The organism is Cytobacillus sp. QJM3NY_8, from assembly GCF_056173585.1.
This window is the reverse complement of sequence record NZ_CM149681.1, coordinates 477,645-504,206: the sequence shown is the minus strand read 5'-3', so window position 1 is coordinate 504,206 and position 26,562 is coordinate 477,645. Positions and strand designations below refer to the sequence as shown.

Sequence of the window (26,562 nt, the reverse complement as noted above, 5' to 3'; positions counted from 1 at the left end):
GCCTCCCTTTTTTGTGTATAATAATATCCATGCACCAAATTCTTGATTAAAATCAGGGACGGTTGTCTATGAATCTTAAATCGACCTATTCAATCCACTTTTTGTAAAGCGCGTCGAATTTACCCTGTAGCTTCATTTCATCCATCCACATTTCCAGATAACTAGCATAAATGAAATCACCGCGCGGGATCATATAGCCCTTTTCACTGTTGGTGAAAGGCTTGTCAGTTAAAGCGGCATATAGTCTTTCATCTTTTCTGGCATATAGCATTGCTTCCACAGTGTCTGTGATCATAACATCATAAGTTCCATCCGCAACCAAACCTGGGATATCCAGGTTGTTTTGAACAACGGTTACGTTAGCATTACTCAGATATTGACGGACAAACGATTCATTTGTTCCACCTGGATTTACGCCAATACGCACGGAAGGTTTGTTGATATCTTCAATTGTAAGGTATTTATCTTTGTCTTCCGCACGTATCAAAGGTACCTTACCGAAAGAAATGTAACCTTGGGATACATAAGCGTTTTTTTGTCTGGCTGTATTTCGAGTTACGCCTCCGACAGCGATATCAAATTTATCTGCCTGCAGGTCTTTCAACATGTCAGGCCATGTAGTTGAAACAAACTGTACCTCCACGCCAAGATCTTTGCCAAGTTCTTTGGCAGCGTCTACGTCATAGCCTTCGTACTCATTTGTCTTAGGGTTCAAATATGTAAAAGGCTTGTAGTCCCCTGTCATACCTATCCGAATGTATCCTCTCTCGATAATTTCATCTAACTGCGTAGCCGCAGCGTTTTTCTGATAGCCTGGTGCATTTTTCGATGCGGATTCGGCCGATACGTTTGGTGTGGAAATCAAATCGTGACCGACATACCCAGTACCTACCAAGGATATACTGATAATTCCAGCCAATAAAACTTTCCTCCAATTCTTAAACACGTACTTCCCTCCATTTTTTATAGTTAGTTTTTTTTTATTCAATATCGTCTATTAACTTCCTAGAAATACGACAAAACAAATAGAATACCCTTCAAAAATCAAAAACTTAACCAAATATTACAATTTCATCAATTGGTCAGTGGTTTTTTTAATAAGTGATTTGTCTCCTATCAAAATAAAGGTTCTAAGTACACTGCCTTTAAAGATCAATGTCCAGATAGTCAAAATAATCCGTTCGCTAAAGTACACTCGGTTTTTTCAGAATCATGGCTGCTGATCATTTCGCTTAACTCTGCAGGTACAATTTGCCAGGATACCCCAAACTGATCCTTAAGCCAGCCGCAAGCCTGTGCCTTTACATCCCCGCCTTCAGAAAGCTTTTCCCAATAGTAGTCTATTTCTTCTTGATTCTCACAATTGACTATAAATGAAATTGCCTCGTTAAACCTGAATTTTGGCCCGCCATTAAGAGCAGTAAACTCCTGTCCTTCCAGCTGAAATTTCACAGTCATAACCTTTCCCTCTGTCATGCCGCTAAGTTCGTGCCTTTCATTTCCATAGCGGGTTATCTTGCTGATAGCTGAGTTCTTAAAAATAGAAGTATAAAAGTTTGCTGCCTCTTCGGCTTCTGTATTGAACCATAGGTTTGGTGTGATTTTTTGGATTTTATGCTTCATGCCATCAACTCCTGTTTAGATGCTCTTCACCTTCATTTTAGCTTAATTTTGAGTTTGATATTTAAAGTAATTACTATTTGCCTAATAGTCAATAAAGCCTGTCACTCTTAGCGACAGGCATAACTCATTATCCCAGGAAACGATGATACAGATTCTTCGCCCCGATAATGTCTCTTACCCCGTGAATCAGCACTCTTCCATCCTTAAATACAACCACTCTGGCCTGATCGATCGAAAATGAGAGCAAATAAGGATTGCTCTCTACATTGATACCTTGAGAGACCAGGGATTTTTCCAGATAAGCAACATCCATATCTTGAAGGACTGAAGGCCGGATTTGAACGGTATCCCTCCCGCAAAGCAGGGCTGTTTTTGTCTGATTTCTGTAGTCCAGGAAGGGATAAACTGGATCAGTCCCGCACGATAAGCACTGCGGATTCTTTAATGTAGAAACATTAACAGAACTAAAATGATTTTTCCATACATCAAAAGAAACAAGTGTCCCGCGTAAGGATTCAAAGCCTTCTGCCAATATCTTTAATGCTTCAGCAGACTGGTGAGCCGCAGCCATTTGAATAGCAGGCTGAATAACACCAGCCGTATCGCAGGTAATTCCCCCCAATGGCAATTTGTCCATCAGGCAATTCAGGCACGGTGTCACCCCAGGCAAGATGGTATAGCTTAAACCATAGCTCCCCACACAGCCTCCATATATCCAGGGAATCCAGTGCTTTTGAGATATATCATTGATCAGAAAGCGAATGTCAAAATTATCTGTTGAGTCAATGATTAAATCAACACCCTTAACCAGCTCTTCAATTTCCTGTACTCCTACATCCATAACCCGGGGGATAACTTGCACCTCAGAATTGATGACTTTTAGGCGGTTAGCCGCCGCTATCGCCTTTGGCACTTTTCGTGCAGCATCCTCTTCACAATAAAGCTGCTGGCGCTGCAGGTTGCTCCACTCCACATAATCCCGGTCGGCAATGGTTAATTTGCCGACACCTGCCCTTGTGAGGGTTTCTGCATTCGCAGCCCCTAATGCACCAGCCCCTACAATCAAAGCGTGTTTTTCCCTCAGCTTTTTCTGTCCCTCTTTGCCAATCGGAGGAAATAACATCTGGCGGGAGTATCGCTCATTCAACTAAAAATCATTCCTTCCGCCGGGCTGCTTGCTGACGCATAACGTTTTTGGGGCATCCGGCCTGCTTCATAGCCCAGCCTCCCTGCTTCAATGGCGAGTTTCATTGCTTTTGCCATTTTAACAGGATCATCGGCAGAGGAGACAGCCGTATTTAATAACACTCCATCTGCTCCCAGCCCCATTGCCAATGCCGCATCTGCCGGGCTTCCAATTCCAGCATCCACAATAATCGGCACAGTTGCCTGCTCTGTAATAAATTGAAGATTAATAGGATTAATGATTCCCTGCCCTGAACCAATTGGAGAAGCACATGGCATGACCGCATGGCAGCCTAGTTCTTCAAGTTTTCGAGCAAGGACGACATCATCAGAAGTGTAGGGCAGAACAATAAAACCCTCGTCTAATAGAATCTCCGCTGCTTTTATTGTTTCTATTGGATCAGGAAGAAGCGTTTTGCTGCATCCAATAACCTCAACTTTAATCATGTCGCAGAGCCCGGAAGCTTTGGATAACCTTGCTATTCGGACAGCCTCCTCAGCTGTACTTGCTCCTGCCGTATTAGGGAGTAATTTATATTTCTTTAAATCCAGCTTTTCCAAAAAGTTGGGCTGGCCCGCTTCAAAAATGTTCATACGGCGTACAGCAAAGGTAAGCACCTCTGTTGCCGAAGCTTCTACAGCTTCCCTTTGCACATCAAAGCTTGGATATTTCCCTGTTCCCAGCAGCAGCCTGGAGTTAAATTCATAAGGTCCAATTTTCAACAAATCATCCGCCTCCTACAAAGTGTACAATTTCGATTCGATCCCCATCTGTCAGAATGGTTTCAGCATGCGTGGATTTATCCAAAATATGCTGGTTTAGTTCAACAATGACTACCTTTTGCTCCAAATTGAAATGCTCGAGCAGAAGGGAAACGCGATTAACTGTGTCCGGAAGCTCCATAGCATCTCCGTTAATGACAACTTTCATAAAAGCACCCCATTTGACGTATGGACTAAAGATTCAAGGCGGGAAAGCTCAAACGGATTTGGCTGCTCCGTTTTTCCTTCGAGGATGTCTGCCATCAGTACGCCTGTTGCCGGGGCAAGGAGGATTCCATTCCGAAAATGGCCGGCCGCAATATATAACCCTCTATAAACAGGATGTTCTCCTAAAAAAGGCTGGCCATCAGCCGATTGCGGACGAATTCCTGTCCAGGCCCGCTCCCATTCAGCCTTCGCTATATCCGGAACAAGGTTTTGCGCCTTTTCCATCAGCGTGGATATCCCCTCAAGGGTCACCTTCTCATCAAATGAATTGACCTTAACGGTCGCTCCAACTACTAATCTCCCAGATTGCTTCGGAACGATATAGCATCCATGTGAAAAGATCGTCCCTTGTACAAGCGGTTTTTCAGGTATCACCGAGAAGCACTCGCCTTTAACCGGAATAATGGGCAGCGAAAGGCCCGCTCTTTCAAGAACCTCCCTGCTCCAGGCCCCGGAAGCCACGATAACGGATTCTGCCAGGAATTCTCCCTGGCTGGTTTTGACCCCATGAACCTTTTCATCTTTTAAAATAAAATCTGATACGTGTGTATACTCATAAATTTCTGCACCGAGGGCCATTGAAGCTTTTGCAAAGGCAAGGGACAATTCATATGCCTGAACCTGTCCGTCATTCGGTATATACATGGCACCCAGCAATTTGTTTGATACGGATGGCTCACGTTTAATCAGGTCATCAATCGAAAACCATTCGGCCTGCTCACCCGCTTTTTGCTGGCTTTCTATCAATCTTTTTAATGTCTGCTCCTCCTCTTTATTAGCCGCCACTTTATATACACCCTTATTTTGATAGCCAATATGCACTTGTGATAAATCTTCCAGTTCAGGAATCAGGATCCGGTACATGGAGCGGCTTTTGCATGCCAGCTGAAATAGCGGGCCGTCTTCTGCCAGTTCCGTTTGGGCTCCTAAAATTCCAGCTGCCGCTCCGGAAGCCTTGCCGGCTATTTTACCCTTATCCAAAACGGCCACTTTATACCCTCTTTTAGCCAATTGAAAAGCAATGGAGCTTCCGTTAATGCCACCGCCAACTATAACGGCGTCATAAATTTTCCTCATTTTTCCCCCTCCTCATTTAACTTTTTTGAAAAGAGCTTCGCTGCCTCTGCAGGGTCCTTTGCCTGCAAAATCCCTGACATTACAGCAATGCCATCTGCCCCCGCCTCCAAGACCTCAGGGACTTTCTCTGGTTTAATGCCTCCAATTGCCATTACCGGAATTTCTACTGCCTTTTTAAGAGCCTCCAGTGACCCAGTGCCCCTTGGCGGGATTCCCTTCTTGGAGTCGGTTTCAAATATGTGCCCAAACAGGATATAATCAGCCCCCTGTTTTGCAGCCTCTTCTGCTTCTTCAGGAGAATGTACGGAACATCCGATGGGCATATCTAGAAAATGCGTTTTGACAACACGGACTGGAAGGCTGTGAAAAGCAAGATGGACACCTGTTTTACATGCCCATGCAACATCCACCCGATCATTTATAACAATTTTATGAATGGGGATTCCCTCATTACAAAGCAGCTTAACTCCTTCATATAGCTCCCTTGAGGTTCGATGCTTTTCCCTCAAGTGGAACCTGTCTGCAAAGGGTTCCACTTCACCTGCTATCTCAGCAAAAGCCTCTAGAGATAGCTTTCCATCTGATATAACATGCAGCTGTTTCCTCATAGCGATAACTCCCCTGTTTTTTTATGCTTTTAGCAAATTAAAAACCACCTTCTAAATAGAAAGTGGCTGTACGGGGCTTATGAATATAGCCCCGATACTCCACTTCCCTACGCTGGTATGCCAGATCAGGTTCCAAGGGTTTTAAAGCTTTTGCTTTAATCTCAGCCTGCAAACGGCACCCCCAGCAGATATAATTACTATTAAATTACTAAAATACTATTTTTACTGATAAATACTTCCCCCGGTTTTTTTAAATTCCTCAGCTTTTTCTTCCAAGCCCTTCTGTATCGCTTCGTCCGTGTCAAGCTTATTCTCTTTTGCATAATTCCGGATATCCTGCGAAATTCTCATGCTGCAGAATTTTGGCCCGCACATGGAACAGAAGTGAGCTGTTTTAGCCCCTTCAGCCGGCAATGTCTCATCATGGTATTCCAATGCGCGTTCAGGATCAAGCGACAGATTGAATTGATCCCTCCAGCGGAATTCAAACCGGGCTTTTGACAGGGCATCATCTCTTTTTTGTGCTCCCGGGTGGCCCTTTGCCAGATCTGCAGCATGCGCTGCAATTTTATAAGTAATGACACCCTCGCGTACATCATCTCTATTTGGCAAACCCAAATGTTCTTTAGGAGTAACATAGCAAAGCATTGCCGTACCATACCAGCCTATCATGGCAGCCCCGATTGCAGAGGTAATGTGGTCATATCCTGGAGCTATATCTGTTGTTAGGGGCCCAAGTGTATAAAATGGCGCTTCCTTGCAGATCTCCAATTGTTTATCCATATTCTCTTTAATTAAATGCATTGGAACATGGCCAGGTCCCTCCACCATTACCTGTACATCGTGTTCCCATGCAATTTTCGTCAACTCCCCAAGTGTCTCGAGCTCTGCAAATTGAGCCTCGTCATTGGCATCTGCAATCGATCCCGGGCGCAGCCCATCCCCGAGTGAGAAGGCCACATCATAGGCTTTCATGATCTCGCAGATTTCTTCAAAATGTGTATATAAAAAGTTTTCTTTATGATGATGCAAACACCATTGGGCCATAATGGATCCGCCCCTCGATACAATTCCGGTTAAGCGTTTTGCCGACAGCGGAACATACCTCAAAAGGACACCTGCATGAATGGTAAAGTAGTCAACCCCCTGCTCAGCTTGTTCGATTAAGGTATCTCTGTAAACTTCCCACGTAAGATCCTCGGCAATGCCATTAACCTTTTCAAGTGCCTGATAAATGGGAACGGTGCCGACCGGAACGGCAGAGTTCCTGATAATCCATTCACGTGTGGTATGAATATTTTTGCCTGTAGATAGATCCATGATCGTGTCTGCTCCCCATCGAGTAGCCCAGGTCATTTTTTCTACCTCTTCCTCAATAGAGGATGAAACAGCAGAATTTCCAATGTTCGCATTAATTTTTACGTGGAAATTCCTTCCGATGATCATCGGCTCTGTCTCAGGATGATTGATATTGGAAGGAATGATTGCCCGCCCTCTTGCTACTTCAGACCGCACAAATTCCGGATCCATATTTTCCCGAATGGCTATATACTCCATCTCAGGAGTAATGATCCCCTTTTTTGCATAGTGAAGCTGGGTAACATTCTTTCCTTTTTTTGCTCTCAATGGCTTGCGGGATAAGCCAGGAAAAACTTTATGATTAGCACGCGGATCATGTTCATCGCGGTACCCATTATCCTCGGGCTTTATTTTCCGCCCATCATACTCTTCAACATCCCCGCGTTCATGAATCCACCGGCTTCTCAGAGCAGGAAGCCCTTTTTTTAGATCTGCCGTATATTGAGGATCCGTATAAGGTCCGCTCGTATCATATACTCGAACCGGCTCATTGATTTCCTCTCCAAAAGTTCCGGAAGTGGGACTTAACTCTATCTCACGCATTGGAACCTTTATATCAGGCCTGGATCCCTCCACATAGACTTTTTTGCTGCCAGTAAAGCACGACATAATGGAAATGCTCTTTTGATTTAATGAACTTGCCGTCATTGATCATCTCTCCCTTATAAAAATATAAGGACGAGACCTGGAACCAAGGAAGTGCCAGATATGTAAAAAAGCCGGTCCACATAAAGATGGACCGGCTTAACCGAAGATGTCTTTGCACAAAGAAATTTTTGCACATTCTAACTTCCCCACGCTGGTATGATCCAGATCAGGTCCAAAGAGTCAAGAAACTTTAGCGCGTTTCTTTCTCAGCCCAAGCTATTGGGCACCCCTAGTTATTGCTATTAAATTCAATTTTAGTATACAGAATTGCGGAAACAAATGAAAGGAATTATTTCAGAATTCTGTCAGATGAAAAATTTTGCCTTTATTCTGCTCCTTACCCCGTTTTCCTTAATTCAATTTTTTTACTTCTGAATGAATATCAAAAACGCCTGTCAGCGGCAGACGTTTTCCGTGAATTATGCGGGTTAGTTCCCCTCAGACTCCTCATCATTCATATCCATATCACTTTCATCCATACTCTCTTCATCTTGTGGTGATTCTTCATTCATGCCGGGCTCCTCCATATCAGATTCTTCTGATGTGCCAGGATCCTGCATTTCATTATCTTCATTATTGTTTTCTTCCATCTGATTATCTTCCAATTCCACATCTTCCGTTTCCGGCGGCGGATCCTGTTCATCCGTTCCGCATCCTGCCAACAATAATCCTGCACTCAATGGAACTGATAGCCATAGCTTCTTATAATTCATGTATTGTCATCTCCTTTTGCAGTATTATGTTTCTTTAAGACCTTACCCTTTTAGCAGGAGGCCAAACTTTTCTGATCCTTAATAGCCCACCATCCGATTAAATCCCTGATATCTGCAAATACTATCCCTGCCACAAATACTGGAGGATGAATGATGAGAGTACTTTTCACCCTTATTTTATTTAGCTTCCTGGGAATGCCTCTATTCAGCGGACAGCCTGCAGAAAAAGAACAAGGGAATCAGCAGGGTCTTTCGGAAGAATATCACGGCCATGTTGAAGAACGTACAGAAGCACCATACAAGCAAATTCAATTGCTGGGCATTAATGATTTCCATGGGCAGCTGAATGTCACTCGGCAGGTTAACGGCAGACCGGCAGGACGCGCTGATTACCTCGCTGCCTATTTGCGGCAGCGTGCTTCTGAAAATAAAAACACCCTTTTGCTGCATGCTGGCGACATGATTGGAGCTAGCCCGCCAGTATCCGCTCTTCTGCGGGATGAACCGACTATTGAATTTTTGAATAAGATGGGGTTTGATATCGGAACTATCGGTAATCATGAATTTGATCGAGGATCTGATGAACTGCTTCGCCTGCTAAGTGGCAGCAGCCCTTCAGCGGCAAAAGTTTATTCCGGTTCCCATTTCCCATGGATTGCAGCCAATGTCATCAGTCAAAAGTCAGGCAAGCCCTTTCTTCCTCCATATAAAATAGTAAACGTTAGCGGGATCCCAATTGGATTTATCGGAGTCATCACGAAAGAAACATCGGCTATTACCGCGCCAAACAGTGTGAAAGATCTGATCTTCACCGATGAAGCTGAAGCCATCAACAAGTATGCCCGAGAACTTAAAAAACAAGGAGTAAGAGCCATTGTGGTACTAGCGCATGTTCCTGGAAAATCAGAACCAAATGGTGAGCATGCAAGAGGCCCGTTAATAGAGTTGGCCCATCAGGCGGATGACGAAGTGGACATTATTTTCGGAGGCCATAGTCATGCCTATCTGAACAGTGTGGTAGATGGAAAGCTTCTTGTGCAGGCCTACTCATATGGCACTGCCTTTTCTGATGTAGATATAGAAATAGATCCCCAGACAAAGGATATTGTCCGCAAACACGCTGAAATTGTGAATGTTTTTCAAGAGAATATCCAGCCCGCAAGCGACATAACCAGGATGATCGAGAGCTATGAAAGAAAAGTTGAACCCTCGGTGAACAGATATATTGGCACTGCTGCCATTCCAATCACAGCCGAACAAAACAGAAGCGGTGAATCAGCCCTGGGCAATCTTATTGCCGATTCCCAGCGGGCAGTGATGAACACAGATTTCGCTTTCATCAATCCGGGAGGAATCCGGGCAAACATTGACGCCGGCAGAGTTACATGGGGAAACTTATATGTCGTCCTCCCCTTCAGCAATCACCTTGTCAAAATGAACCTAACAGGCAGCCAAATTCGTGATGTCCTTAATCAGCAATGGCAGCCAAATTCAACAAGAATTCTTCAGATTTCCGGCTTCTCTTATTCCTGGTATGACAGCCAGCCTTCCGGTGAAAAAGTAAAAGATATTTATCTTCCTGACGGAACAAAATTGGATTCGGACAAGATCTATTCGGTCACTGTAAATACCTATCTCGCTGATGGCGGAGACAATTTTACAGTATTCCGAAAAGGGACGAACAGAGTGACCGGACCAAGTGATATAGATGCACTAGTGGACTATATACAGAATTCAGCACAGCCATTCAGCTCCGCGATTGAGGGACGCATAAAAAGAATAGACTGAAAAAGGACAGCTCGGGGACTGTCCTTTTTTCTTGTTCATTTAATACTAACAGCAGGATCGACATCATATCCTTCTATTAGGATCAGAAAGAAAGGAATAGGATAATGAAAAAGTATATTTATTTTCTCATGCTGTTCGGCGTCTTTTTTCCATTTTTTCATAAGACAGCCATTGTTTTTGAAAACTGGAGATTGTGTACAAATACATCCAAATTGATAGGGATCCAGCTTTATGGACTGGATTCAATGAGAAACCTTCTAATATCATCACTGGCGGCCCTGGTTGCTTTCTTTTTCACCCAGCTATTTATTGTGTGGGACAAAAAACATAAAAGTTCTTAAACATATGAATTGAAGCCTATTCATAAACCGTAAATTGCGGTTTAGTCGGATGGTCAATGACAAGAGCATCATTTGGAAATTTTAAGAGCTTTTTATACAAAACAAGGTCTCCAAAACATCCAACTGTCAATATCGCCCCTAATATCGATAATCCAGGCATATTCAGTACAATTCCAAGAACAAGGGGCAATAAGCCAGTCGGAATGAATGGCAGCATTAAAACCTTTTTCATTTGCTGAACCGTCACTGGCTGTTTAGCATGAGCATAGGCCACACCCAATTTCAAATTGACTCCCCAGGACATTTCGCTCCATGGGACACCGCCAATATAGCGGAAACCTGCCAAATGGATGGCTTCATGCAAGATAACGATAACGGCCATACCAGCTAAAAATAATAGCATACCTATAAGATCAAAAGACATTTCTCCTCCGCCATATATTACGGCATGTAAAAAGAGCACCCCAAATACCAGCGCAATCGTTGCTATGAATAAATAAACCTGCAATTTCTTCATTGAAATGGAAACAACCGTTTGTTTTTTATTTTCCAAATTTTCACCCCGCGAGGAATTGGTCGATTACCTATATTTACGGATCACAAACAGCAAAGTTTCAAAAAATGGCTATTGCCGGCAGCTCCCCATTGCCTTTAGCCCTCCGCTTCTAATGCATTACCTTTACCTTGAAGCTTCAGCTGAATAAAACCAAAAATGGACGAAATGATTAATAATATTCCTGATAAAATGTAAATAAGCCGAACACCGATTAGATCAGTTAAGACCCCTATGCCCAAAATGGAGAAAACGAAAATCAATTCGTTTAAGACAGATTTAGCAGCAAGAATTTTCGTGAGCATTGTTTCATCTGCACTATTTTGATACATAGTGGTTTGCGCAAGATCCCGCAGCTGATAGGCAGGTCCCATCAATATTACAAATAGCAGCGCTAAGAAAGGATTCGAAATAAAACCATACCCCAAGGTAAGAATCCCGAAAGCACTGGATCCAATCAGCATAAAAATAATCAAACGGCCTTGCAGTAAATAAGAAAGCCGATAAATGAGGATTCCTCCAGCAATAGTGCCTAAGTAATATCCTCCGTTGATATAGCCCCACCAAGACTCCCCCTTTCCAAGGGCATCCTCCACATAGGTTAACGTAACTGCACCAATCCAAATCGTTCCTGCCCAAGCTTCTATTAAATCCATTAGGATCAGGACTCGAAGCCCTTTATCCTGGAAGAGTAATTTCCAGCCAGCCGTTAGACTGGACAGCATCCGGAAGTTTGAGTTCACAGCAGGTGATTCGCTTTTTTTTATCAAAAACAAGCTTAGAATAGAAATAACAAGCAGAATGAGCGTAATGATCAATGTGGATTGTTTGCCAAGGAAAGCTAACAGGATACCGCCAAAGGTCCACCCTGCAAACAAGAAAGTCTGGTCAACACTTGAGAGCAGGCTATTCGCTTTGACTCTTTGCTTTTTAGGAACAACAGCTTTTACCATGGACATTTTAATAGGCGAGAAAAAGCCATTGAAAAAGGATATAAGGGCCAACACTAAGAAAATAGCCATTAACATAAAATCCTTCATTTGCTGCAAGAATAATATCATTAATCCAGCAATCAGAACGATCTGGCTTATCTGGGAAAACTTCAATAGATTTACTGGCTGAAATCTATCCGAAATGGATGGAAGCAGTATATTACTGATCATTCTCGATATTACACTAATCAATGTGACGGCTGCAGAAAGTGCTGTGCTCCCTGTTTCATTATACAAATGCAGCACAACAGCCATCGTGTACAGGGCAAACCCAAGATTCGTTGCTGTCTGGCTTACTAGAAGAGCGTAAAATGAACGATTCATCACTATCCCCCTATCTAAAGTCGTTGCAAACCGGCATGATTTCTATAAAGTTAAGCTCTTAATCTAATATTGAAAATCTATCATTTAGCTTAACATATTGAAAAATGCCTGCAGCAGCCAGCTCGGTAATATGTTCTAACAATATAGATCATGGTAGCTTGTTCCTATTTTTCAGAAAAACATATCACGATTTTCATGAATGTCTGTATAATCAACTTAAACTATTAATAGAAAGGAGCTCAACAGAAAACGTGCTTTACATATGGGATATCGAAAAGATTATAAAAAACACCTTGGATGGGTTCCAATTGGATATTAACTATGAGTTCTGCAATACACTTACTGCACCCATGAGCTACAATGTCTCAACGAATACAATTAAATTTAACTACCTGAAAGTGAACGGCTACATTGCAAAAATTAATTTTAAAATTAAAGAAACAGATGAGAACCTGGTTAAATTAATGCTATTCCATGAAATCGGGTATTATCTGGACTTCAAGAAAAACAAACATGACATAAGAACGCTACTGTACGGAGAAGATGACGAAAAAGAACAGCTCATGTCTGAAATAGAAAAAAACTCATGGGATTATGGAAGAAAAATAGTACCTGAACAACTGGTAAATTCCTATGATCATTTACGGGAATTGGATAAAATGTTCAGCTAGAAAAAGAAATGCGCCTCATTAAGAGACGCATTTCTTTATTAATTCGGTTCCACATGGACGTGAACATCATAAACCCCATAATCCCTCATCATCACTTTCTCCACATGTGTCGCAATATCATGGGCTTCCTTAATATCAAGCTTGGAATTAACCAAAATGACCACATCGATCACTTCATTGTTTCCATAGCTTCTGCCTTTAATATCTTTAATGCCTTTTACCCCGTCTACATTTTTGATGACATCCTGATAATGCTTAATCTTTTTTTCATCAAATCCATCAGAAAGCTCATGGGAGGCTTGTACAAAAATATCCCAAGCCGTTTTGCATATTAAAAACCCGACAACTATGGCTGTTAATGGATCAAGCCAAGGCATGTTCAGCTGCGAACCAAAAATTCCGACGGCAGTGCCTATACTCACCCATGCGTCTGAAATATTGTCCTTTGCCGCTGCCATTACGGCCTTGCTGTTAATTTTAATAGCTAATTTTTTATTATATCGGTATACAAAGTACATTGCAGCTCCAGAAAAAACTCCCGTATATGCCGCAATTATATCAGGAGATTCATTAACCCCATCAAACATGGATGAAACAGCATTAAGCAGAACTTGAAGACCTACTGCAGCCATAATGAAGGATGCTACCATGGAAGCAATGGTTTCACTCTTCCAATGGCCATACCCATGATTTTTATCCGGCGGACGCTGAGAAATCCTCAGCCCTATAAGCACTGCAATTGAAGCAATTATATCTGTTGTATTATTCAATCCATCCGCTTTCAAAGCAGCAGAGTCACTCACATATCCAATTGTTAATTTTAGTACAGAAAGACATATATAAGCTGCAATACTAATAAAAGCAGCACGCTCGCCTAACTTAAGGTTATGATACTTTTCCTCTTCCATGCCCCAGCCTCCTACTTTACCCTTGATTATATTACCAGGCGGAATTCGGGTGGGTCTAGAGCAATCTTTTTGTCTTTTATTAAATAAATAAGCAAAGTGCAATTAAGTTGTACTAGTGAAAATTTAAGCCAGCCCCATAAAAGGCTGGCTTGATTTGAATCATCTTAATGTGCATAAAGAAGAAACAGAATTTGTACAGCATGAAAGAAACAGCCCATCTTCCAAGCAAAACTATGCCTTCTTAAGACTCGCCTCAAACAAATCGATAATTTCCAAAAATCTCTCAGCTTCTCTAAACGTATGGTCAGCCAGAAGAGGATGAATATTGCTTTTGATCCGGCATGCCTCTATTAATTCTCTGGCTGTTTTCTTAAAGTCCCTTAACGAAGCAACTGATATTTTATTCTCATTTAAAAAATGGCTAAGTATTGGTTTCGTTTCTGATTCAGGCTGCATAGAGTCAAGATCAACAGCTTGAAAGACCAATTGGTCAAAATCATGGCTAAACTCTCTTGCCTGTTCTACCAGCTTTCTTTCCGAAGGATCTAGTAAATGGCCAATAAACTTAGCATGGTCAGCCATGATCCTTAGAAAGAAGACATTTTCTTCTATAATGGCTTCCGGTTTTGGTGCGAGTATCCCTGAGTTGAGGTCTTTTAATCGATTTGCAAAGTATGCAGCTTCTCTGCTGATATGGTCAATTAATAAAGGAAAATTATTTGAACGGATTTCGCATCTTAATGTCAGCCCCAGCACTTTCCTCTTATAGCTCCAGATGGCAGCAGCTGCTTGATAAACCTCGTTATTAAATGCTTGAACCTGTCTAAGTTCTGAGTTGATTGTAAATCTGGCCAGCTTTTCCTCGATTCTTTCAAATAGAGCGATAAATTGCTGTGCTTCGGCAATTAATTGTTTCTGTTCATAGGTAAACCCCAAACTTAAAAATAGTGCATGTTCTTTCATAATCCTGGACCAAAATTTAATCTCATCCAGCGATCTAACGACTATTGGATCCGCCATGTCATCCCCTCCCCAATTACTCACTCCTTCTCATATATATTTATGATTTCCTGCCATTATTCTATTTTATTGAAGCTGATAAACAAGCTGATAAATGTAAAAACTGCTCCCAAGAACGGCAGCAGTCATTCTTTTACTCATATTTTGAAAAATCCATAACATAGCTATAAATCAAGTATACAACCATGGCAAACGCGGTTGAAATAAAGCCCCAGCCCAGCGTAATCTGCTCGATGACCAAATAGTTATTGCAAAGCTGTACAGGGGACCAGATATATAGCCATCCCAGAGCTAAAAATAAGATAGTAAAGAAAATAATGAGAGCATGCTTCCAAAATGAACTTAGCTTTGGCCAGCTGTCCCGCAATGGCACACCGGCCAAAAATGGAAGGGAGATAAATTTAAAGACTTCTACACTCGTAAGCGTCAATGCTTCATCCATTGTCCTTGGCAGAGACCAATACACCATAATGATTGAAAACAGCAATATACCCGGCACTCCGTTTTCATTCCATTTTGAGAAAAATCCCGTGAAGCGATTCTGAAAGAACTTTGCCATGAATATGCCAGAGATCACCAGTAAAGGCATTTGCATATGCATATGGGTAATCATGATGGACTCCAGAAAATCAGCTGCAGGCGGGAGCATCAATCCAAGAAGCAGGAGTAATCCGTAAACTGATGACTTCATCATTCTTTCCCTCCGCTCTCGAGAATCTCCGTCACCCGTTCAGCCGCTGCTTCTATTAAGGTGTAATCCATGACTTCAACTAAGTGTCCTTTTGGATTCACCAGATAAAAGGCAGAGTTATGGGCAAAATTTCCGTATTCATCAGGAATGACTATGACACCAAATCGATCAAGCAAAGATTTAAGCTCCTGCTGTTTCGGTATCCTCGCCATTCTCCACGTTTCCCCGTCACTGCCAAAAGCCTTGCGGTAAGTATCCAATGTTTCCGGAGTATCCCGCTTTGGATCAAAACTAATGCTCAGGAATTGAATATCATGGCCAATATACTCTTCTGGAATCCGTTTATATACTTCAGACATATTAACCTCCAGTTCAGGACAAACAGTACCGCATGAAGTATATAAAAAGGTAATAAACACATACTTCCCTTCAAATTCTGTGAAAGAATAGGTCCTCCCGTTATTATCTTCAAGTGTTACATCCGGGAACTGAGGCTTTTCATCCATTAACTGATTAACCCTGGCTTTTTCAGCAGTGAAAGCCTGAAAGCCATCTGTGCCAATGTAAAAAAGGAGCACGCCAAACACCAGTACAGCCAAGCTGGAAAAAGCCGTTTTATTTTTTGGAAACATGATTCATCACTTCCTTTTAAAAGAAAGAGACAGCCCTGCATCCGAGCTATCTCTCTTTCCTTACCAGGTTTTATAAGGAGGTGAACCTGGAGGAGCATTGACAATAAAATCGACCAATGGAATGACATAAGCCATGCCGACAAGGACAATCATACACACAATCCATAATCCCCAGCGCTCTGTCCATCTAGGTGTTGGCGCTTCATCCTCTTCCACTTCCGCAACAGGGAATTCTGTGTTTCCTTTTGGCGCAAAGAACATGAGGTAGAATACAGCATATACCTGCATAAGTACACCGATCATCAGAAGGGTACCACCGATAGCCAGGAAGAACAGATAAGGATCCCAGCTTAAAGCAGTTGCATTGTCAAAGTATGTTGAATAAGAAGTTCTTCTTGGAGAACCCAGCAGACCCACCCAGTGCATCGCACCGGACATGATGATCATACCGAGCGTCCATATGATCGTTTGTATAACCCCAAGTTTATTAATCTGCGGTGTCAGCATTCTTTTTGATACATAAGGAATAAGCCAGTAGCTGATACCGAAGAACGTCATGACCACAGACATGCCAAGTGTTAAGTGGAAATGACCGACAATCCACATTGTGTTATGAACTACCTGGTTCAATTGGTTTGTGCTTTGTACTATTCCGCCGGCTCCGGCAGGAATAAAAGCAGCCATCGCGATAAATGGCGCGAGGAATCGAACATCTCCCCAAGGAAGTTTCTTATACCAGCCGACAAGACCTCTTCCGCCTTTCTTTCTCGCTGTACGCTCAAATACTGCAAACATAGCATAAGCAGTCATTAATGAAGGGAAGCCAATTGCCAAACTCATAAACACGTGCATGTATTTCACAGGTTCAGAAATACCAGGATCAATAATCTGATGATGGAAGCCGCCGGTAATATTCATAATTACAAGTGCAATAACCACAATTCTTGTTAAAAGGTCATTCCACCTACGGCCGCCAATAATCTTCGGCACTATGACATACCAGGCAGAGACCGCTGTTAAATACCAGATGTTTACCAGCGTATGGCCGAACGCCCAGAACAGCGTGCGTGCAACCATGACATTTATTGTCTCCACCCATCCAAAAGCCCAAGGGATAATGGTAAAAACCTCAATGGCTACAGGTATGCTTCCAAAGAATAAGAGAACAAATACACCGGTTGCAAAGAAAGAAAGAATAGGGATATGCTGGCCGGGATTCCTCTTTCGCCAGCTAGCCACATTAATAAAGGCACCAAAGGCGCACATCCATACACCCAATACAATGAAGACTAAACCGATATAGAAAATGGGTGAAGCAGCCATTGGCGGATAGAACGTATACATAACAGATGCTTCATTCATTAAAATCGGAATCACAGCTAGGACAAATCCGAAAATCTTCATCCAGAAGCCGATCCAAGCCATCTTTCTTACCTTAGGAAGCAGGCCTCCCAGAGTATGAGATAATCCAGCATAAAAGTAACCAATTGTGAAGAAAGCCGACAGTACGACTACCAGCAGCAGACCGTGAGCTGTAAGAACCTGATAATAGTTCAGCCATGCCGGCAATTCCAGCATTCCAGCCCGATTCAGCCCTTGCAATAGTCCAAGTATTCCGCCAAGCAGGATGGCTAAGAAAGCAACAGATAAATATGATTTCGTTATTTTTGCATCCTCCAGGCTAATTCCCATAACTTTATTTGCTTTATCCTTAAATGCTTGTGTTTTTCCTGTTTGCTTAATAACTGTTTCCACTGTTTATCCCCCCTTTATTTCACCGTAATGGTGGTGCTCATCATCTGATGACCCGCACCGCAGTACTCATTGCAAAGAACCAAATATTCACCTGGCTTTTCAAATTTCTGTATGATCTTTTGTACATAGCCAGGCACAACCATTGCATTTAGGTTCGTGTCAGCGACTTGAAAGCCATGCACGACATCTTTAGATGTCATGGTAAAATGAACTGTCGATCCTGCAGGCACTTCAATTTCATTTGGGGTAAAGCTGAATACCTGAAGAATCATAACTACTTCATACTCATTCTCGCCTATCTTCTTAATCCCAGGATTATCGAACGGCGCTGTTTCATCCACTTTTTGAGGATCAATTCGCTCTCCATAGCTTGGCGGCCCCATCTCCAGGGCGAATGTCTGATAGCCCGTAATCAGCATGAATCCAATAATCATTCCAAAGCTTAATATCAGCCATACCTTCTCCGACCGATGCATCATTTTATATCCCCCCTATAATCTGGCCATGTACAGGCCATACACAATTAAATAAGTAACAAAGATCCCAAGCCCCACAACTGTAACTGAAAAGAACGTACCCCTTAGAGAGTTATGTTCCTTTGAACTGCTCTGGACCACTTTTCGCGTTTCCACCTTCCATCAGCTCCTTAGCTTTGTTACCTACATCATAGTTGAGAAGGGTTTTCATAAAAGTGAAATGAATCACACTTTTTTCATATATCTTCGCAGGCAAAAATGCTGAAATACTAACAAAAGCACAGTAATATCAAGGCTTTCTTCCAATGAATTTTGTACTGGCAAGCATAACGATTCACAAATAATTCACAAAAAGTTAATTCACCTGATTTGTAATGAATCTCAAGCTTTAAAAGATTAATGTAAAGAACATAAGGATTTGAGATTTTAAGTTAGAATTTTGATGAAGTATGTAAACTATCGTCTTAAACTAATCGGCAGGTTAATAAAATTTAAGGAAAACTGGGGGATATTTTGGATGTTTTGTAATTTTGGCTTTTTCATTAACAGCTGGAGCATTCTTGAAATATTTTCAGATGATAAAGTTAAGGAACTGAATAATAGAGGAAAAGAGTTGGAAGATAAAACAGAATGAAAATCAAGCGGCCGATACTAACCTAACGAGAGATTGAATATCGTAGAGAAAAGGTGAAAAAACACAGTATGGATAAACTCCATATGTATTAGTATAATTACCAAATACCTCAAGGGACGGGATTTTACCATAGAAATATAAATCGGTCCAATAACCGTTTTATATTTCTCCAATACAAAAAAACTAACTCCTATTGGAATTAGTTTGAAAATGGTATGTATAATGGTGGGCCTAAATGGACTCGAACCATCGACCTCACGCTTATCAGGCGTGCGCTCTAACCAGCTGAGCTATAGGCCCATATGTTGGAGCGGGTGAAGGGAATCGAACCCTCATCATCAGCTTGGAAGGCTGAGGTTTTACCACTAAACTACACCCGCATATGATTATGGTTTGGAGGCAACACCCGGATTTGAACCGGGGATGGAGGTTTTGCAGACCTCTGCCTTACCACTTGGCTATGCTGCCTTAAAAATGGCTGGGCTAGCAGGATTCGAACCTGCGAGTGACGGAGTCAAAGTCCGGTGCCTTACCGCTTGGCTATAGCCCAATAATATTGCTGTCAAAAAGAATAATGGGGCGATTGATGGGAATCGAACCCACGAGTGTCGGAGCCACAATCCGATGCGTTAACCACTTCGCCACAACCGCCACTATCCTACTGGCAGGGGTAGCAGGAATCGAACCCACATCAAAGGTTTTGGAGACCTTCGTTTTACCATTAAACTATACCCCTATATAAATGGTGGAGGGGGGCAGATTCGAACTGCCGAACCCGAAGGAGCGGATTTACAGTCCGCCGCGTTTAGCCACTTCGCTACCCCTCCACGTCTGATAAGACTTAGGAAATGGTGGCTCAGGACGGAATCGAACCGCCGACACAAGGATTTTCAGTCCTTTGCTCTACCGACTGAGCTACTGAGCCACATATTATTTACTTTTTGTAAAAATGGCGGTCCGGACGGGACTCGAACCCGCGACCTCCTGCGTGACAGGCAGGCATTCTAACCAACTGAACTACCGGACCAGATTGCGGGGGCAGGATTTGAACCTACGACCTTCGGGTTATGAGCCCGACGAGCTACCGGACTGCTCCACCCCGCGATAGTATTATTAATGTGATTATTCTATGCTCACATCTAGCATTTCATCTCGCAGCTTATTCAATGAAGTACCGCCCCGATTTCAGAAAGATTATCCAAGCAGCAACTCAATCGGTGCGCTGAAGTAATTCCTTCGAAGATTATTCGGTCGTGCTCCACCCCGCGATAGTATTATTAAATAAAATATGGAGGAGGAAAGGGGATTCGAACCCCTGCGCGGTTTGACCCGCCTGTCGGTTTTCAAGACCGATCCCTTCAGCCGGACTTGGGTATTCCTCCGATATGATACAAAATAAGCATATTGGTAGCGGCGGAGGGGATCGAACCCCCGACCTCACGGGTATGAACCGTACGCTCTAGCCAGCTGAGCTACACCGCCAATGTGACTAAATATTTATGGTGGAGCCTAGCGGGATCGAACCGCTGACCTCCTGCGTGCAAAGCAGGCGCTCTCCCAGCTGAGCTAAGGCCCCATGTAATAAAAGAAGTGTCCCTGGTCGGGAAGACAGGATTCGAACCTGCGACCCCTTGGTCCCAAACCAAGTGCTCTACCAAGCTGAGCTACTCCCCGTAATATGGCGCGCCCGAGAGGAGTCGAACCCCTAACCTTTTGATCCGTAGTCAAACGCTCTATCCAATTGAGCTACGGGCGCAAAATAATGGAGCGGAAGACGGGATTCGAACCCGCGACCCCCACCTTGGCAAGGTGATGTTCTACCACTGAACTACTTCCGCTTAAAATGGTGCGGGTGAAGGGAGTCGAACCCCCACGCCTTGCGGCGCCAGATCCTAAGTCTGGTGCGTCTGCCAATTCCGCCACACCCGCAATATGAAATTAAAATGGTGAGCCATGAAGGACTCGAACCTTCGACCCTCTGATTAAAAGTCAGATGCTCTACCGACTGAGCTAATGGCTCATACTTTTATGAGATTTCCTAAATTCTGATAAGTACAGTCAGATGTTCCAAAGCTAAACCGCTTTGTCACAGATTGCTATTCGGGTGAAGAGTCTCACTGATGCTGCAATCTGCTCTACCGACTGAGCTAATGGCTCATACCTTAAGAGTAGCAAATAGCTTTTTCAAAAGTTATGGTGGAGGATGACGGGATCGAACCGCCGACCCTCTGCTTGTAAGGCAGATGCTCTCCCAGCTGAGCTAATCCTCCAAAATGGTGACCCCTACGGGATTCGAACCCGTGTTACCGCCGTGAAAGGGCGGTGTCTTAACCGCTTGACCAAGGGGCCATATATAATTACCCAATTAGGGTGCCCGGCAGCGTCCTACTCTCACAAGGGGACAGCCCCTAACTACCATCGGCGCTGAGAAGCTTAACTTCCGTGTTCGGTATGGGAACGGGTGTGACCTTCTCGCTATCGCCACCGGACTATTTGGTTGAAGAAACTTCGTTCCCTCAAAACTAGATAATGCATGAAGAAGCATTTGCCGAGTATTCACCAATGACTTGTCTAGCTTCGGCTCCTAACTTCTCGGCCGTTTCGATCCGTCCCTCCAAATCCCAAAACCAGGATTTGAATGGCCGGCTCTCCAACGTCTCTCGAAGTTGAACAGTCGCCTCCGCTTTTCGTTTTGGTTAAGTCCTCGATCGATTAGTATCAGTCAGCTCCACATGTCGCCACGCTTCCACCTCTGACCTATCAACCTGATCATCTTTCAGGGATCTTACTAGCTTGACGCTATGGGAAATCTCATCTCGAGGGGGGCTTCATGCTTAGATGCTTTCAGCACTTATCCCTTCCGCACATAGCTACCCAGCGATGCCTTTGGCAAGACAACTGGTACACCAGCGGTGCGTCCATCCCGGTCCTCTCGTACTAAGGACAGCTCCTCTCAAATTTCCTGCGCCCACGACGGATAGGGACCGAACTGTCTCACGACGTTCTGAACCCAGCTCGCGTACCGCTTTAATGGGCGAACAGCCCAACCCTTGGGACCGACTACAGCCCCAGGATGCGATGAGCCGACATCGAGGTGCCAAACCTCCCCGTCGATGTGGACTCTTGGGGGAGATAAGCCTGTTATCCCCGGGGTAGCTTTTATCCGTTGAGCGATGGCCCTTCCATGCGGAACCACCGGATCACTAAGCCCGACTTTCGTCCCTGCTCGACTTGTAGGTCTCGCAGTCAAGCTCCCTTGTGCCTTTACACTCTGCGAATGATTTCCAACCATTCTGAGGGAACCTTTGGGCGCCTCCGTTACTTTTTAGGAGGCGACCGCCCCAGTCAAACTGCCCACCTGACACTGTCTCCCGCCCCGATAAGGGGCGCGGGTTAGAATTTCAATACAGCCAGGGTAGTATCCCACCGACGCCTCCACCGAAGCTGGCGCTCCGGCTTCTCAGGCTCCTACCTATCCTGTACAAGCTGTACCAAAATTCAATATCAGGCTACAGTAAAGCTCCACGGGGTCTTTCCGTCCTGTCGCGGGTAACCTGCATCTTCACAGGTACTATAATTTCACCGAGTCTCTCGTTGAGACAGTGCCCAGATCGTTACGCCTTTCGTGCGGGTCGGAACTTACCCGACAAGGAATTTCGCTACCTTAGGACCGTTATAGTTACGGCCGCCGTTTACTGGGGCTTCGATTCAAAGCTTCGCTTGCGCTAACCTCTCCTCTTAACCTTCCAGCACCGGGCAGGCGTCAGCCCCTATACTTCGCCTTGCGGCTTCGCAGAGACCTGTGTTTTTGCTAAACAGTCGCCTGGGCCTATTCACTGCGGCTCATCAGGGCTATTCACCCTAATGAGCACCCCTTCTCCCGAAGTTACGGGGTCATTTTGCCGAGTTCCTTAACGAGAGTTCTCTCGCTCACCTTAGGATTCTCTCCTCGCCTACCTGTGTCGGTTTGCGGTACGGGCACCTTTTCCCTCGCTAGAGGCTTTTCTTGGCAGTGTGGAATCAGGAACTTCGGTACTAAATTTCCCTCGCCGTCACAGCTCAGCCTGTGTGGTAACGGGATTTGCCTCGTTACCGGCCTAACTGCTTGGACGCGCTAATCCAGCAGCGCGCTTACCCTATCCTCCTGCGTCCCCCCATTGCTCAAACGGTAAAGAGGTGGTACAGGAATATCAACCTGTTGTCCATCGCCTACGCTTTTCAGCCTCGGCTTAGGTCCCGACTAACCCTGAGCGGACGAGCCTTCCTCAGGAAACCTTAGGCATTCGGTGGATGGGATTCTCACCCATCTTTCGCTACTCATACCGGCATTCTCACTTCTAAGCGCTCCACCAGTCCTTGCGGTCTGGCTTCAACGCCCTTAGAACGCTCTCCTACCACTGACATCGTAAGATGTCAATCCACAGCTTCGGTGATACGTTTAGCCCCGGTACATTTTCGGCGCGGAGTCACTCGACCAGTGAGCTATTACGCACTCTTTAAATGGTGGCTGCTTCTAAGCCAACATCCTGGTTGTCTAAGCAACTCCACATCCTTTTCCACTTAACGTATACTTTGGGACCTTAGCTGGTGGTCTGGGCTGTTTCCCTCTTGACTACGGATCTTATCACTCGCAGTCTGACTCCCATGGATAAGTCTTTGGCATTCGGAGTTTGTCTGAATTCGGTAACCCGATGGGGGCCCCTAGTCCAAACAGTGCTCTACCTCCAAGACTCTTACTACATGAGGCTAGCCCTAAAGCTATTTCGGAGAGAACCAGCTATCTCCAAGTTCGATTGGAATTTCTCCGCTACCCACACCTCATCCCCGCACTTTTCAACGTGCGTGGGTTCGGGCCTCCATCCAGTGTTACCTGGACTTCACCCTGGACATGGGTAGATCACCTGGTTTCGGGTCTACGACCACATACTCATTCGCCCTATTCAGACTCGCTTTCGCTGCGGCTCCGTCTCATCAACTTAACCTCGCATGTAATCGTAACTCGCCGGTTCATTCTACAAAAGGCACGCTATCACCCATTAACGGGCTCTAACTACTTGTAGGCACACGGTTTCAGGATCTCTTTCACTCCCCTTCCGGGGTGCTTTTCACCTTTCCCTCACGGTACTGGTTCACTATCGGTCACTAGGGAGTATTTAGCCTTGGGAGATGGTCCTCCCTGCTTCCGACGGGATTTCTCGTGTCCCGCCGTACTCAGGATCCACTCTGGAGGGAACGAAGTTTCAACTACAGGGCTTTTACCTTCTCTGGCCGGCCTTTCCAGACCTGTTCATTTACCTCGTTCCTTTGTAACTCCGTGTAGAGTGTCCTACAACCCCAAGAGGCAAGCCTCTTGGTTTGGGCTAATCCCGTTTCGCTCGCCGCTACTCAGGGAATCGCGTTTGCTTTCTCTTCCTCCGGGTACTTAGATGTTTCAGTTCCCCGGGTCTGCCTTCTATACCCTATGTATTCAGGTAAAGATCCTATCCCATTACGGATAGGGGGTTTCCCCATTCGGAAATCTCCGGATCAAAGCTTACTTACAGCTCCCCGAAGCATATCGGTGTTAGTACCGTCCTTCATCGGCTCCTAGTGCCAAGGCATTCACCGTGCGCCCTTTCTAACTTAACCTACTTCGGCCGCTGATCGACTGCGGATCTCTGCGTCAGCTCTCTCGCTCCGCTCCTCACGTACTGAAGTACGCTCCGGTGCTCACTCGGTCGCTTCCTTGATCTCCTTGCCGCTCATCGTCCTCATGGTTTGTGCTCTTACTTATTTTCAAAATAAGAGAAAAAAACTAAGATGGCGATCACTCGGTTATTGCTTCTTCATTAACATTATCTAGTTTTCAAAGAACGATATCTTGAGAGATTAGTTCCCTCAAAACTAAACAAAAACAGAAAGCGTCACGTTTCATGTAAATATCCTTAGAAAGGAGGTGATCCAGCCGCACCTTCCGATACGGCTACCTTGTTACGACTTCACCCCAATCATCTGTCCCACCTTAGGCGGCTGGCTCCAAAAGGTTACCCCACCGACTTCGGGTGTTACAAACTCTCGTGGTGTGACGGGCGGTGTGTACAAGGCCCGGGAACGTATTCACCGCGGCATGCTGATCCGCGATTACTAGCGATTCCGGCTTCATGCAGGCGAGTTGCAGCCTGCAATCCGAACTGAGAATGGTTTTATGGGATTCGCTTAACCTCGCGGTCTCGCAGCCCTTTGTACCATCCATTGTAGCACGTGTGTAGCCCAGGTCATAAGGGGCATGATGATTTGACGTCATCCCCACCTTCCTCCGGTTTGTCACCGGCAGTCACCTTAGAGTGCCCAACTGAATGCTGGCAACTAAGATCAAGGGTTGCGCTCGTTGCGGGACTTAACCCAACATCTCACGACACGAGCTGACGACAACCATGCACCACCTGTCATCCTGTCCCCCGAAGGGGAACGCCCTATCTCTAGGGTTGTCAGGAGATGTCAAGACCTGGTAAGGTTCTTCGCGTTGCTTCGAATTAAACCACATGCTCCACCGCTTGTGCGGGCCCCCGTCAATTCCTTTGAGTTTCAGCCTTGCGGCCGTACTCCCCAGGCGGAGTGCTTAATGCGTTTGCTGCAGCACTAAAGGGCGGAAACCCTCTAACACTTAGCACTCATCGTTTACGGCGTGGACTACCAGGGTATCTAATCCTGTTTGCTCCCCACGCTTTCGCGCCTCAGCGTCAGTTACAGACCAAAGAGTCGCCTTCGCCACTGGTGTTCCTCCACATCTCTACGCATTTCACCGCTACACGTGGAATTCCACTCTTCTCTTCTGCACTCAAGTTCCCCAGTTTCCAATGACCCTCCCCGGTTGAGCCGGGGGCTTTCACATCAGACTTAAGGAACCGCCTGCGCGCGCTTTACGCCCAATAATTCCGGACAACGCTTGCCACCTACGTATTACCGCGGCTGCTGGCACGTAGTTAGCCGTGGCTTTCTGGTTAGGTACCGTCAAGGTACCGGCAGTTACTCCGGTACTTGTTCTTCCCTAACAACAGAGTTTTACGATCCGAAAACCTTCATCACTCACGCGGCGTTGCTCCGTCAGACTTTCGTCCATTGCGGAAGATTCCCTACTGCTGCCTCCCGTAGGAGTCTGGGCCGTGTCTCAGTCCCAGTGTGGCCGATCACCCTCTCAGGTCGGCTACGCATCGTTGCCTTGGTGAGCCGTTACCTCACCAACTAGCTAATGCGCCGCGGGCCCATCTGTAAGTGATAGCCGAAACCATCTTTCAGCTTTCCCTCATGTGAGGGAAAGAATTATCCGGTATTAGCCCCGGTTTCCCGGAGTTATCCCAGTCTTACAGGCAGGTTGCCCACGTGTTACTCACCCGTCCGCCGCTGACTTCAGGGAGCAAGCTCCCATCTGTCCGCTCAACTTGCATGTATTAGGCACGCCGCCAGCGTTCGTCCTGAGCCAGGATCAAACTCTCCATATAAGAGTTGATTAAGCTCATAAGTTGTCTTTTCAAAAAAGACTAAAGAATTAACGTTGACGTTTCTGTTTTGTTTAGTTTTCAAAGAACTAATGTGCT

At 44.8% G+C, this 26,562-nt stretch carries 21 protein-coding genes, 20 tRNA genes, 3 rRNA genes and 2 riboswitches; of the genes, 3 read left to right on the top strand and 41 right to left on the bottom strand.

The annotated features are described in order from the left end of the window. Nucleotides 1–85 precede the first annotated feature (85 nt). The 9 genes from AC0VZ9_RS02675 to AC0VZ9_RS02635 form a co-directional block, all read right to left on the bottom strand. Nucleotides 86–946: a transporter substrate-binding domain-containing protein gene (locus AC0VZ9_RS02675; RefSeq protein WP_034297468.1), complete on the bottom strand. Its 861-nt coding sequence runs from the start codon at nt 944–946 to the stop codon at nt 86–88. Nucleotides 947–1,167: 221 nt separating this feature from the next. Next, complete coding sequence (locus AC0VZ9_RS02670) at nt 1,168–1,623, bottom strand: VOC family protein (protein ID WP_009335521.1); 456 nt, start codon at nt 1,621–1,623, stop codon at nt 1,168–1,170. Between the two features lie 127 nt (nt 1,624–1,750). Then, a complete protein-coding gene (locus tag AC0VZ9_RS02665; RefSeq protein WP_034297471.1) occupies nt 1,751–2,770 on the bottom strand; it encodes a MoeB/ThiF family adenylyltransferase in 1,020 nt (339 codons plus the stop codon). Beyond that, nucleotides 2,767–3,534, bottom strand: a complete 768-nt coding sequence (locus AC0VZ9_RS02660; RefSeq protein ID WP_009335523.1) for a thiazole synthase — start codon at nt 3,532–3,534, stop codon at nt 2,767–2,769. Before AC0VZ9_RS02660 ends, AC0VZ9_RS02665 begins: the two co-directional genes overlap by 4 nt. Before the next feature lies 1 nt (nt 3,535). After that, on the bottom strand, nt 3,536–3,739 hold the full coding sequence (gene thiS / locus AC0VZ9_RS02655; RefSeq protein WP_009335524.1) for a sulfur carrier protein ThiS: 204 nt from the start codon (nt 3,737–3,739) through the stop codon (nt 3,536–3,538). Further along, entirely contained in the window at nt 3,736–4,875 is a 1,140-nt protein-coding gene (thiO, locus tag AC0VZ9_RS02650) for a glycine oxidase ThiO (protein ID WP_009335525.1), read from the bottom strand. Before thiO ends, thiS begins: the two co-directional genes overlap by 4 nt. After that, nucleotides 4,872–5,483 (bottom strand): thiazole tautomerase TenI, encoded by a 612-nt coding sequence (gene tenI / locus AC0VZ9_RS02645; protein ID WP_009335526.1) that lies wholly within the window; start codon nt 5,481–5,483, stop codon nt 4,872–4,874. The genes thiO and tenI overlap by 4 nt, the downstream gene beginning before the upstream one ends. A gap of 87 nt (nt 5,484–5,570) precedes the next feature. Then, nucleotides 5,571–5,676, bottom strand: a riboswitch (TPP riboswitch). A 29-nt stretch (nt 5,677–5,705) separates the two neighbouring features. Beyond that, nucleotides 5,706–7,490 (bottom strand): phosphomethylpyrimidine synthase ThiC, encoded by a 1,785-nt coding sequence (gene thiC, locus AC0VZ9_RS02640; protein WP_009335527.1) that lies wholly within the window; start codon nt 7,488–7,490, stop codon nt 5,706–5,708. A gap of 126 nt (nt 7,491–7,616) precedes the next feature. Continuing rightward, nucleotides 7,617–7,731: riboswitch (TPP riboswitch) on the bottom strand. Nucleotides 7,732–7,918: 187 nt separating this feature from the next. Then, on the bottom strand, nt 7,919–8,203 hold the full coding sequence (locus AC0VZ9_RS02635) for a hypothetical protein (RefSeq protein ID WP_475397001.1): 285 nt from the start codon (nt 8,201–8,203) through the stop codon (nt 7,919–7,921). Between the two features lie 153 nt (nt 8,204–8,356). Here AC0VZ9_RS02635 and AC0VZ9_RS02630 point away from each other — a divergent pair, with 153 nt between their 5' ends. Beyond that, nucleotides 8,357–9,991, top strand: a complete 1,635-nt coding sequence (locus tag AC0VZ9_RS02630) for a bifunctional metallophosphatase/5'-nucleotidase (RefSeq protein ID WP_034297475.1) — start codon at nt 8,357–8,359, stop codon at nt 9,989–9,991. A gap of 104 nt (nt 9,992–10,095) precedes the next feature. Beyond that, on the top strand, nt 10,096–10,332 hold the full coding sequence (locus AC0VZ9_RS02625; RefSeq protein WP_019381133.1) for a hypothetical protein: 237 nt from the start codon (nt 10,096–10,098) through the stop codon (nt 10,330–10,332). A 16-nt stretch (nt 10,333–10,348) separates the two neighbouring features. Here AC0VZ9_RS02625 and AC0VZ9_RS02620 read toward each other — a convergent pair whose 3' ends face one another. Together AC0VZ9_RS02620 and AC0VZ9_RS02615 are read right to left on the bottom strand one after the other, a co-directional pair. Further along, nucleotides 10,349–10,885 (bottom strand): DUF3267 domain-containing protein, encoded by a 537-nt coding sequence (locus tag AC0VZ9_RS02620; protein ID WP_475397000.1) that lies wholly within the window; start codon nt 10,883–10,885, stop codon nt 10,349–10,351. A 98-nt stretch (nt 10,886–10,983) separates the two neighbouring features. Continuing rightward, nucleotides 10,984–12,201, bottom strand: coding sequence for an MFS transporter (locus AC0VZ9_RS02615; protein ID WP_475396999.1), 1,218 nt, complete (start codon nt 12,199–12,201; stop codon nt 10,984–10,986). Between the two features lie 251 nt (nt 12,202–12,452). On the opposite strand from AC0VZ9_RS02615, the gene AC0VZ9_RS02610 reads away from it, so the two are divergent. Further along, nucleotides 12,453–12,872, top strand: coding sequence for a hypothetical protein (locus AC0VZ9_RS02610; RefSeq protein WP_019381135.1), 420 nt, complete (start codon nt 12,453–12,455; stop codon nt 12,870–12,872). Nucleotides 12,873–12,910: 38 nt separating this feature from the next. Here the strand turns inward: AC0VZ9_RS02610 and AC0VZ9_RS02605 are convergent, their stop codons facing one another. The 30 genes from AC0VZ9_RS02605 to AC0VZ9_RS02460 all read right to left on the bottom strand — a co-directional run bounded on the left by AC0VZ9_RS02605 (nt 12,911) and on the right by AC0VZ9_RS02460 (nt 26,466). Then, nucleotides 12,911–13,780, bottom strand: coding sequence for a cation diffusion facilitator family transporter (locus AC0VZ9_RS02605; RefSeq protein ID WP_009335533.1), 870 nt, complete (start codon nt 13,778–13,780; stop codon nt 12,911–12,913). Between the two features lie 231 nt (nt 13,781–14,011). Next, nucleotides 14,012–14,800, bottom strand: coding sequence for a DUF2935 domain-containing protein (locus AC0VZ9_RS02600; protein ID WP_009335534.1), 789 nt, complete (start codon nt 14,798–14,800; stop codon nt 14,012–14,014). Nucleotides 14,801–14,933: 133 nt separating this feature from the next. After that, entirely contained in the window at nt 14,934–15,494 is a 561-nt protein-coding gene (locus AC0VZ9_RS02595) for a hypothetical protein (protein ID WP_009335535.1), read from the bottom strand. Continuing rightward, on the bottom strand, nt 15,491–16,123 hold the full coding sequence (locus AC0VZ9_RS02590; RefSeq protein WP_009335536.1) for an SCO family protein: 633 nt from the start codon (nt 16,121–16,123) through the stop codon (nt 15,491–15,493). The genes AC0VZ9_RS02595 and AC0VZ9_RS02590 overlap by 4 nt, the downstream gene beginning before the upstream one ends. Before the next feature lie 60 nt (nt 16,124–16,183). Then, nucleotides 16,184–17,878: a cbb3-type cytochrome c oxidase subunit I gene (locus tag AC0VZ9_RS02585; protein WP_019381136.1), complete on the bottom strand. Its 1,695-nt coding sequence runs from the start codon at nt 17,876–17,878 to the stop codon at nt 16,184–16,186. A 14-nt stretch (nt 17,879–17,892) separates the two neighbouring features. Beyond that, complete coding sequence (locus tag AC0VZ9_RS02580; RefSeq protein ID WP_475396997.1) at nt 17,893–18,357, bottom strand: cytochrome c oxidase subunit II; 465 nt, start codon at nt 18,355–18,357, stop codon at nt 17,893–17,895. Nucleotides 18,358–18,369: 12 nt separating this feature from the next. Next, entirely contained in the window at nt 18,370–18,510 is a 141-nt protein-coding gene (locus AC0VZ9_RS02575) for a cytochrome c oxidase subunit 2A (protein ID WP_139266893.1), read from the bottom strand. A 701-nt stretch (nt 18,511–19,211) separates the two neighbouring features. Then, a tRNA-Ile gene (locus AC0VZ9_RS02570) sits at nt 19,212–19,288 on the bottom strand. 6 nt (nt 19,289–19,294) lie between these two features. Further along, nucleotides 19,295–19,368 (bottom strand) — tRNA-Gly (locus AC0VZ9_RS02565). A gap of 14 nt (nt 19,369–19,382) precedes the next feature. Continuing rightward, nucleotides 19,383–19,456: transfer RNA gene (locus tag AC0VZ9_RS02560), tRNA-Cys, on the bottom strand. A 7-nt stretch (nt 19,457–19,463) separates the two neighbouring features. After that, a tRNA-Gln gene (locus AC0VZ9_RS02555) sits at nt 19,464–19,538 on the bottom strand. Nucleotides 19,539–19,563: 25 nt separating this feature from the next. After that, nucleotides 19,564–19,639: transfer RNA gene (locus AC0VZ9_RS02550), tRNA-His, on the bottom strand. Nucleotides 19,640–19,650: 11 nt separating this feature from the next. After that, nucleotides 19,651–19,724, bottom strand: a tRNA-Trp gene (locus AC0VZ9_RS02545). A 7-nt stretch (nt 19,725–19,731) separates the two neighbouring features. After that, nucleotides 19,732–19,815 (bottom strand) — tRNA-Tyr (locus tag AC0VZ9_RS02540). 22 nt (nt 19,816–19,837) lie between these two features. Next, a tRNA-Phe gene (locus AC0VZ9_RS02535) sits at nt 19,838–19,913 on the bottom strand. 25 nt (nt 19,914–19,938) lie between these two features. Beyond that, nucleotides 19,939–20,015, bottom strand: a tRNA-Asp gene (locus AC0VZ9_RS02530). Between the two features lie 3 nt (nt 20,016–20,018). Beyond that, a tRNA-Met gene (locus AC0VZ9_RS02525) sits at nt 20,019–20,092 on the bottom strand. Nucleotides 20,093–20,277: 185 nt separating this feature from the next. Beyond that, nucleotides 20,278–20,370, bottom strand: a tRNA-Ser gene (locus AC0VZ9_RS02520). A gap of 23 nt (nt 20,371–20,393) precedes the next feature. Then, nucleotides 20,394–20,470 (bottom strand) — tRNA-Met (locus AC0VZ9_RS02515). A gap of 18 nt (nt 20,471–20,488) precedes the next feature. After that, nucleotides 20,489–20,564, bottom strand: a tRNA-Ala gene (locus AC0VZ9_RS02510). Nucleotides 20,565–20,585: 21 nt separating this feature from the next. Beyond that, nucleotides 20,586–20,662 (bottom strand) — tRNA-Pro (locus AC0VZ9_RS02505). Nucleotides 20,663–20,667: 5 nt separating this feature from the next. Then, nucleotides 20,668–20,744: transfer RNA gene (locus tag AC0VZ9_RS02500), tRNA-Arg, on the bottom strand. Nucleotides 20,745–20,751: 7 nt separating this feature from the next. Beyond that, nucleotides 20,752–20,826 (bottom strand) — tRNA-Gly (locus AC0VZ9_RS02495). 6 nt (nt 20,827–20,832) lie between these two features. Beyond that, nucleotides 20,833–20,917: transfer RNA gene (locus AC0VZ9_RS02490), tRNA-Leu, on the bottom strand. A gap of 15 nt (nt 20,918–20,932) precedes the next feature. After that, a tRNA-Lys gene (locus tag AC0VZ9_RS02485) sits at nt 20,933–21,008 on the bottom strand. Nucleotides 21,009–21,182: 174 nt separating this feature from the next. Then, nucleotides 21,183–21,258: transfer RNA gene (locus tag AC0VZ9_RS02480), tRNA-Val, on the bottom strand. Nucleotides 21,259–21,262: 4 nt separating this feature from the next. After that, a tRNA-Glu gene (locus tag AC0VZ9_RS02475) sits at nt 21,263–21,337 on the bottom strand. A gap of 23 nt (nt 21,338–21,360) precedes the next feature. Beyond that, a 5S ribosomal RNA gene (gene rrf / locus AC0VZ9_RS02470) occupies nt 21,361–21,477 on the bottom strand. Between the two features lie 203 nt (nt 21,478–21,680). Then, nucleotides 21,681–24,616 (bottom strand): 23S ribosomal RNA (locus tag AC0VZ9_RS02465). Nucleotides 24,617–24,916: 300 nt separating this feature from the next. Continuing rightward, a 16S ribosomal RNA gene (locus tag AC0VZ9_RS02460) occupies nt 24,917–26,466 on the bottom strand. The 16S, 23S and 5S rRNA genes sit together here with 20 tRNA genes alongside, the layout of an rRNA operon. Between the last annotated feature and the right edge of the window lie 96 nt (nt 26,467–26,562).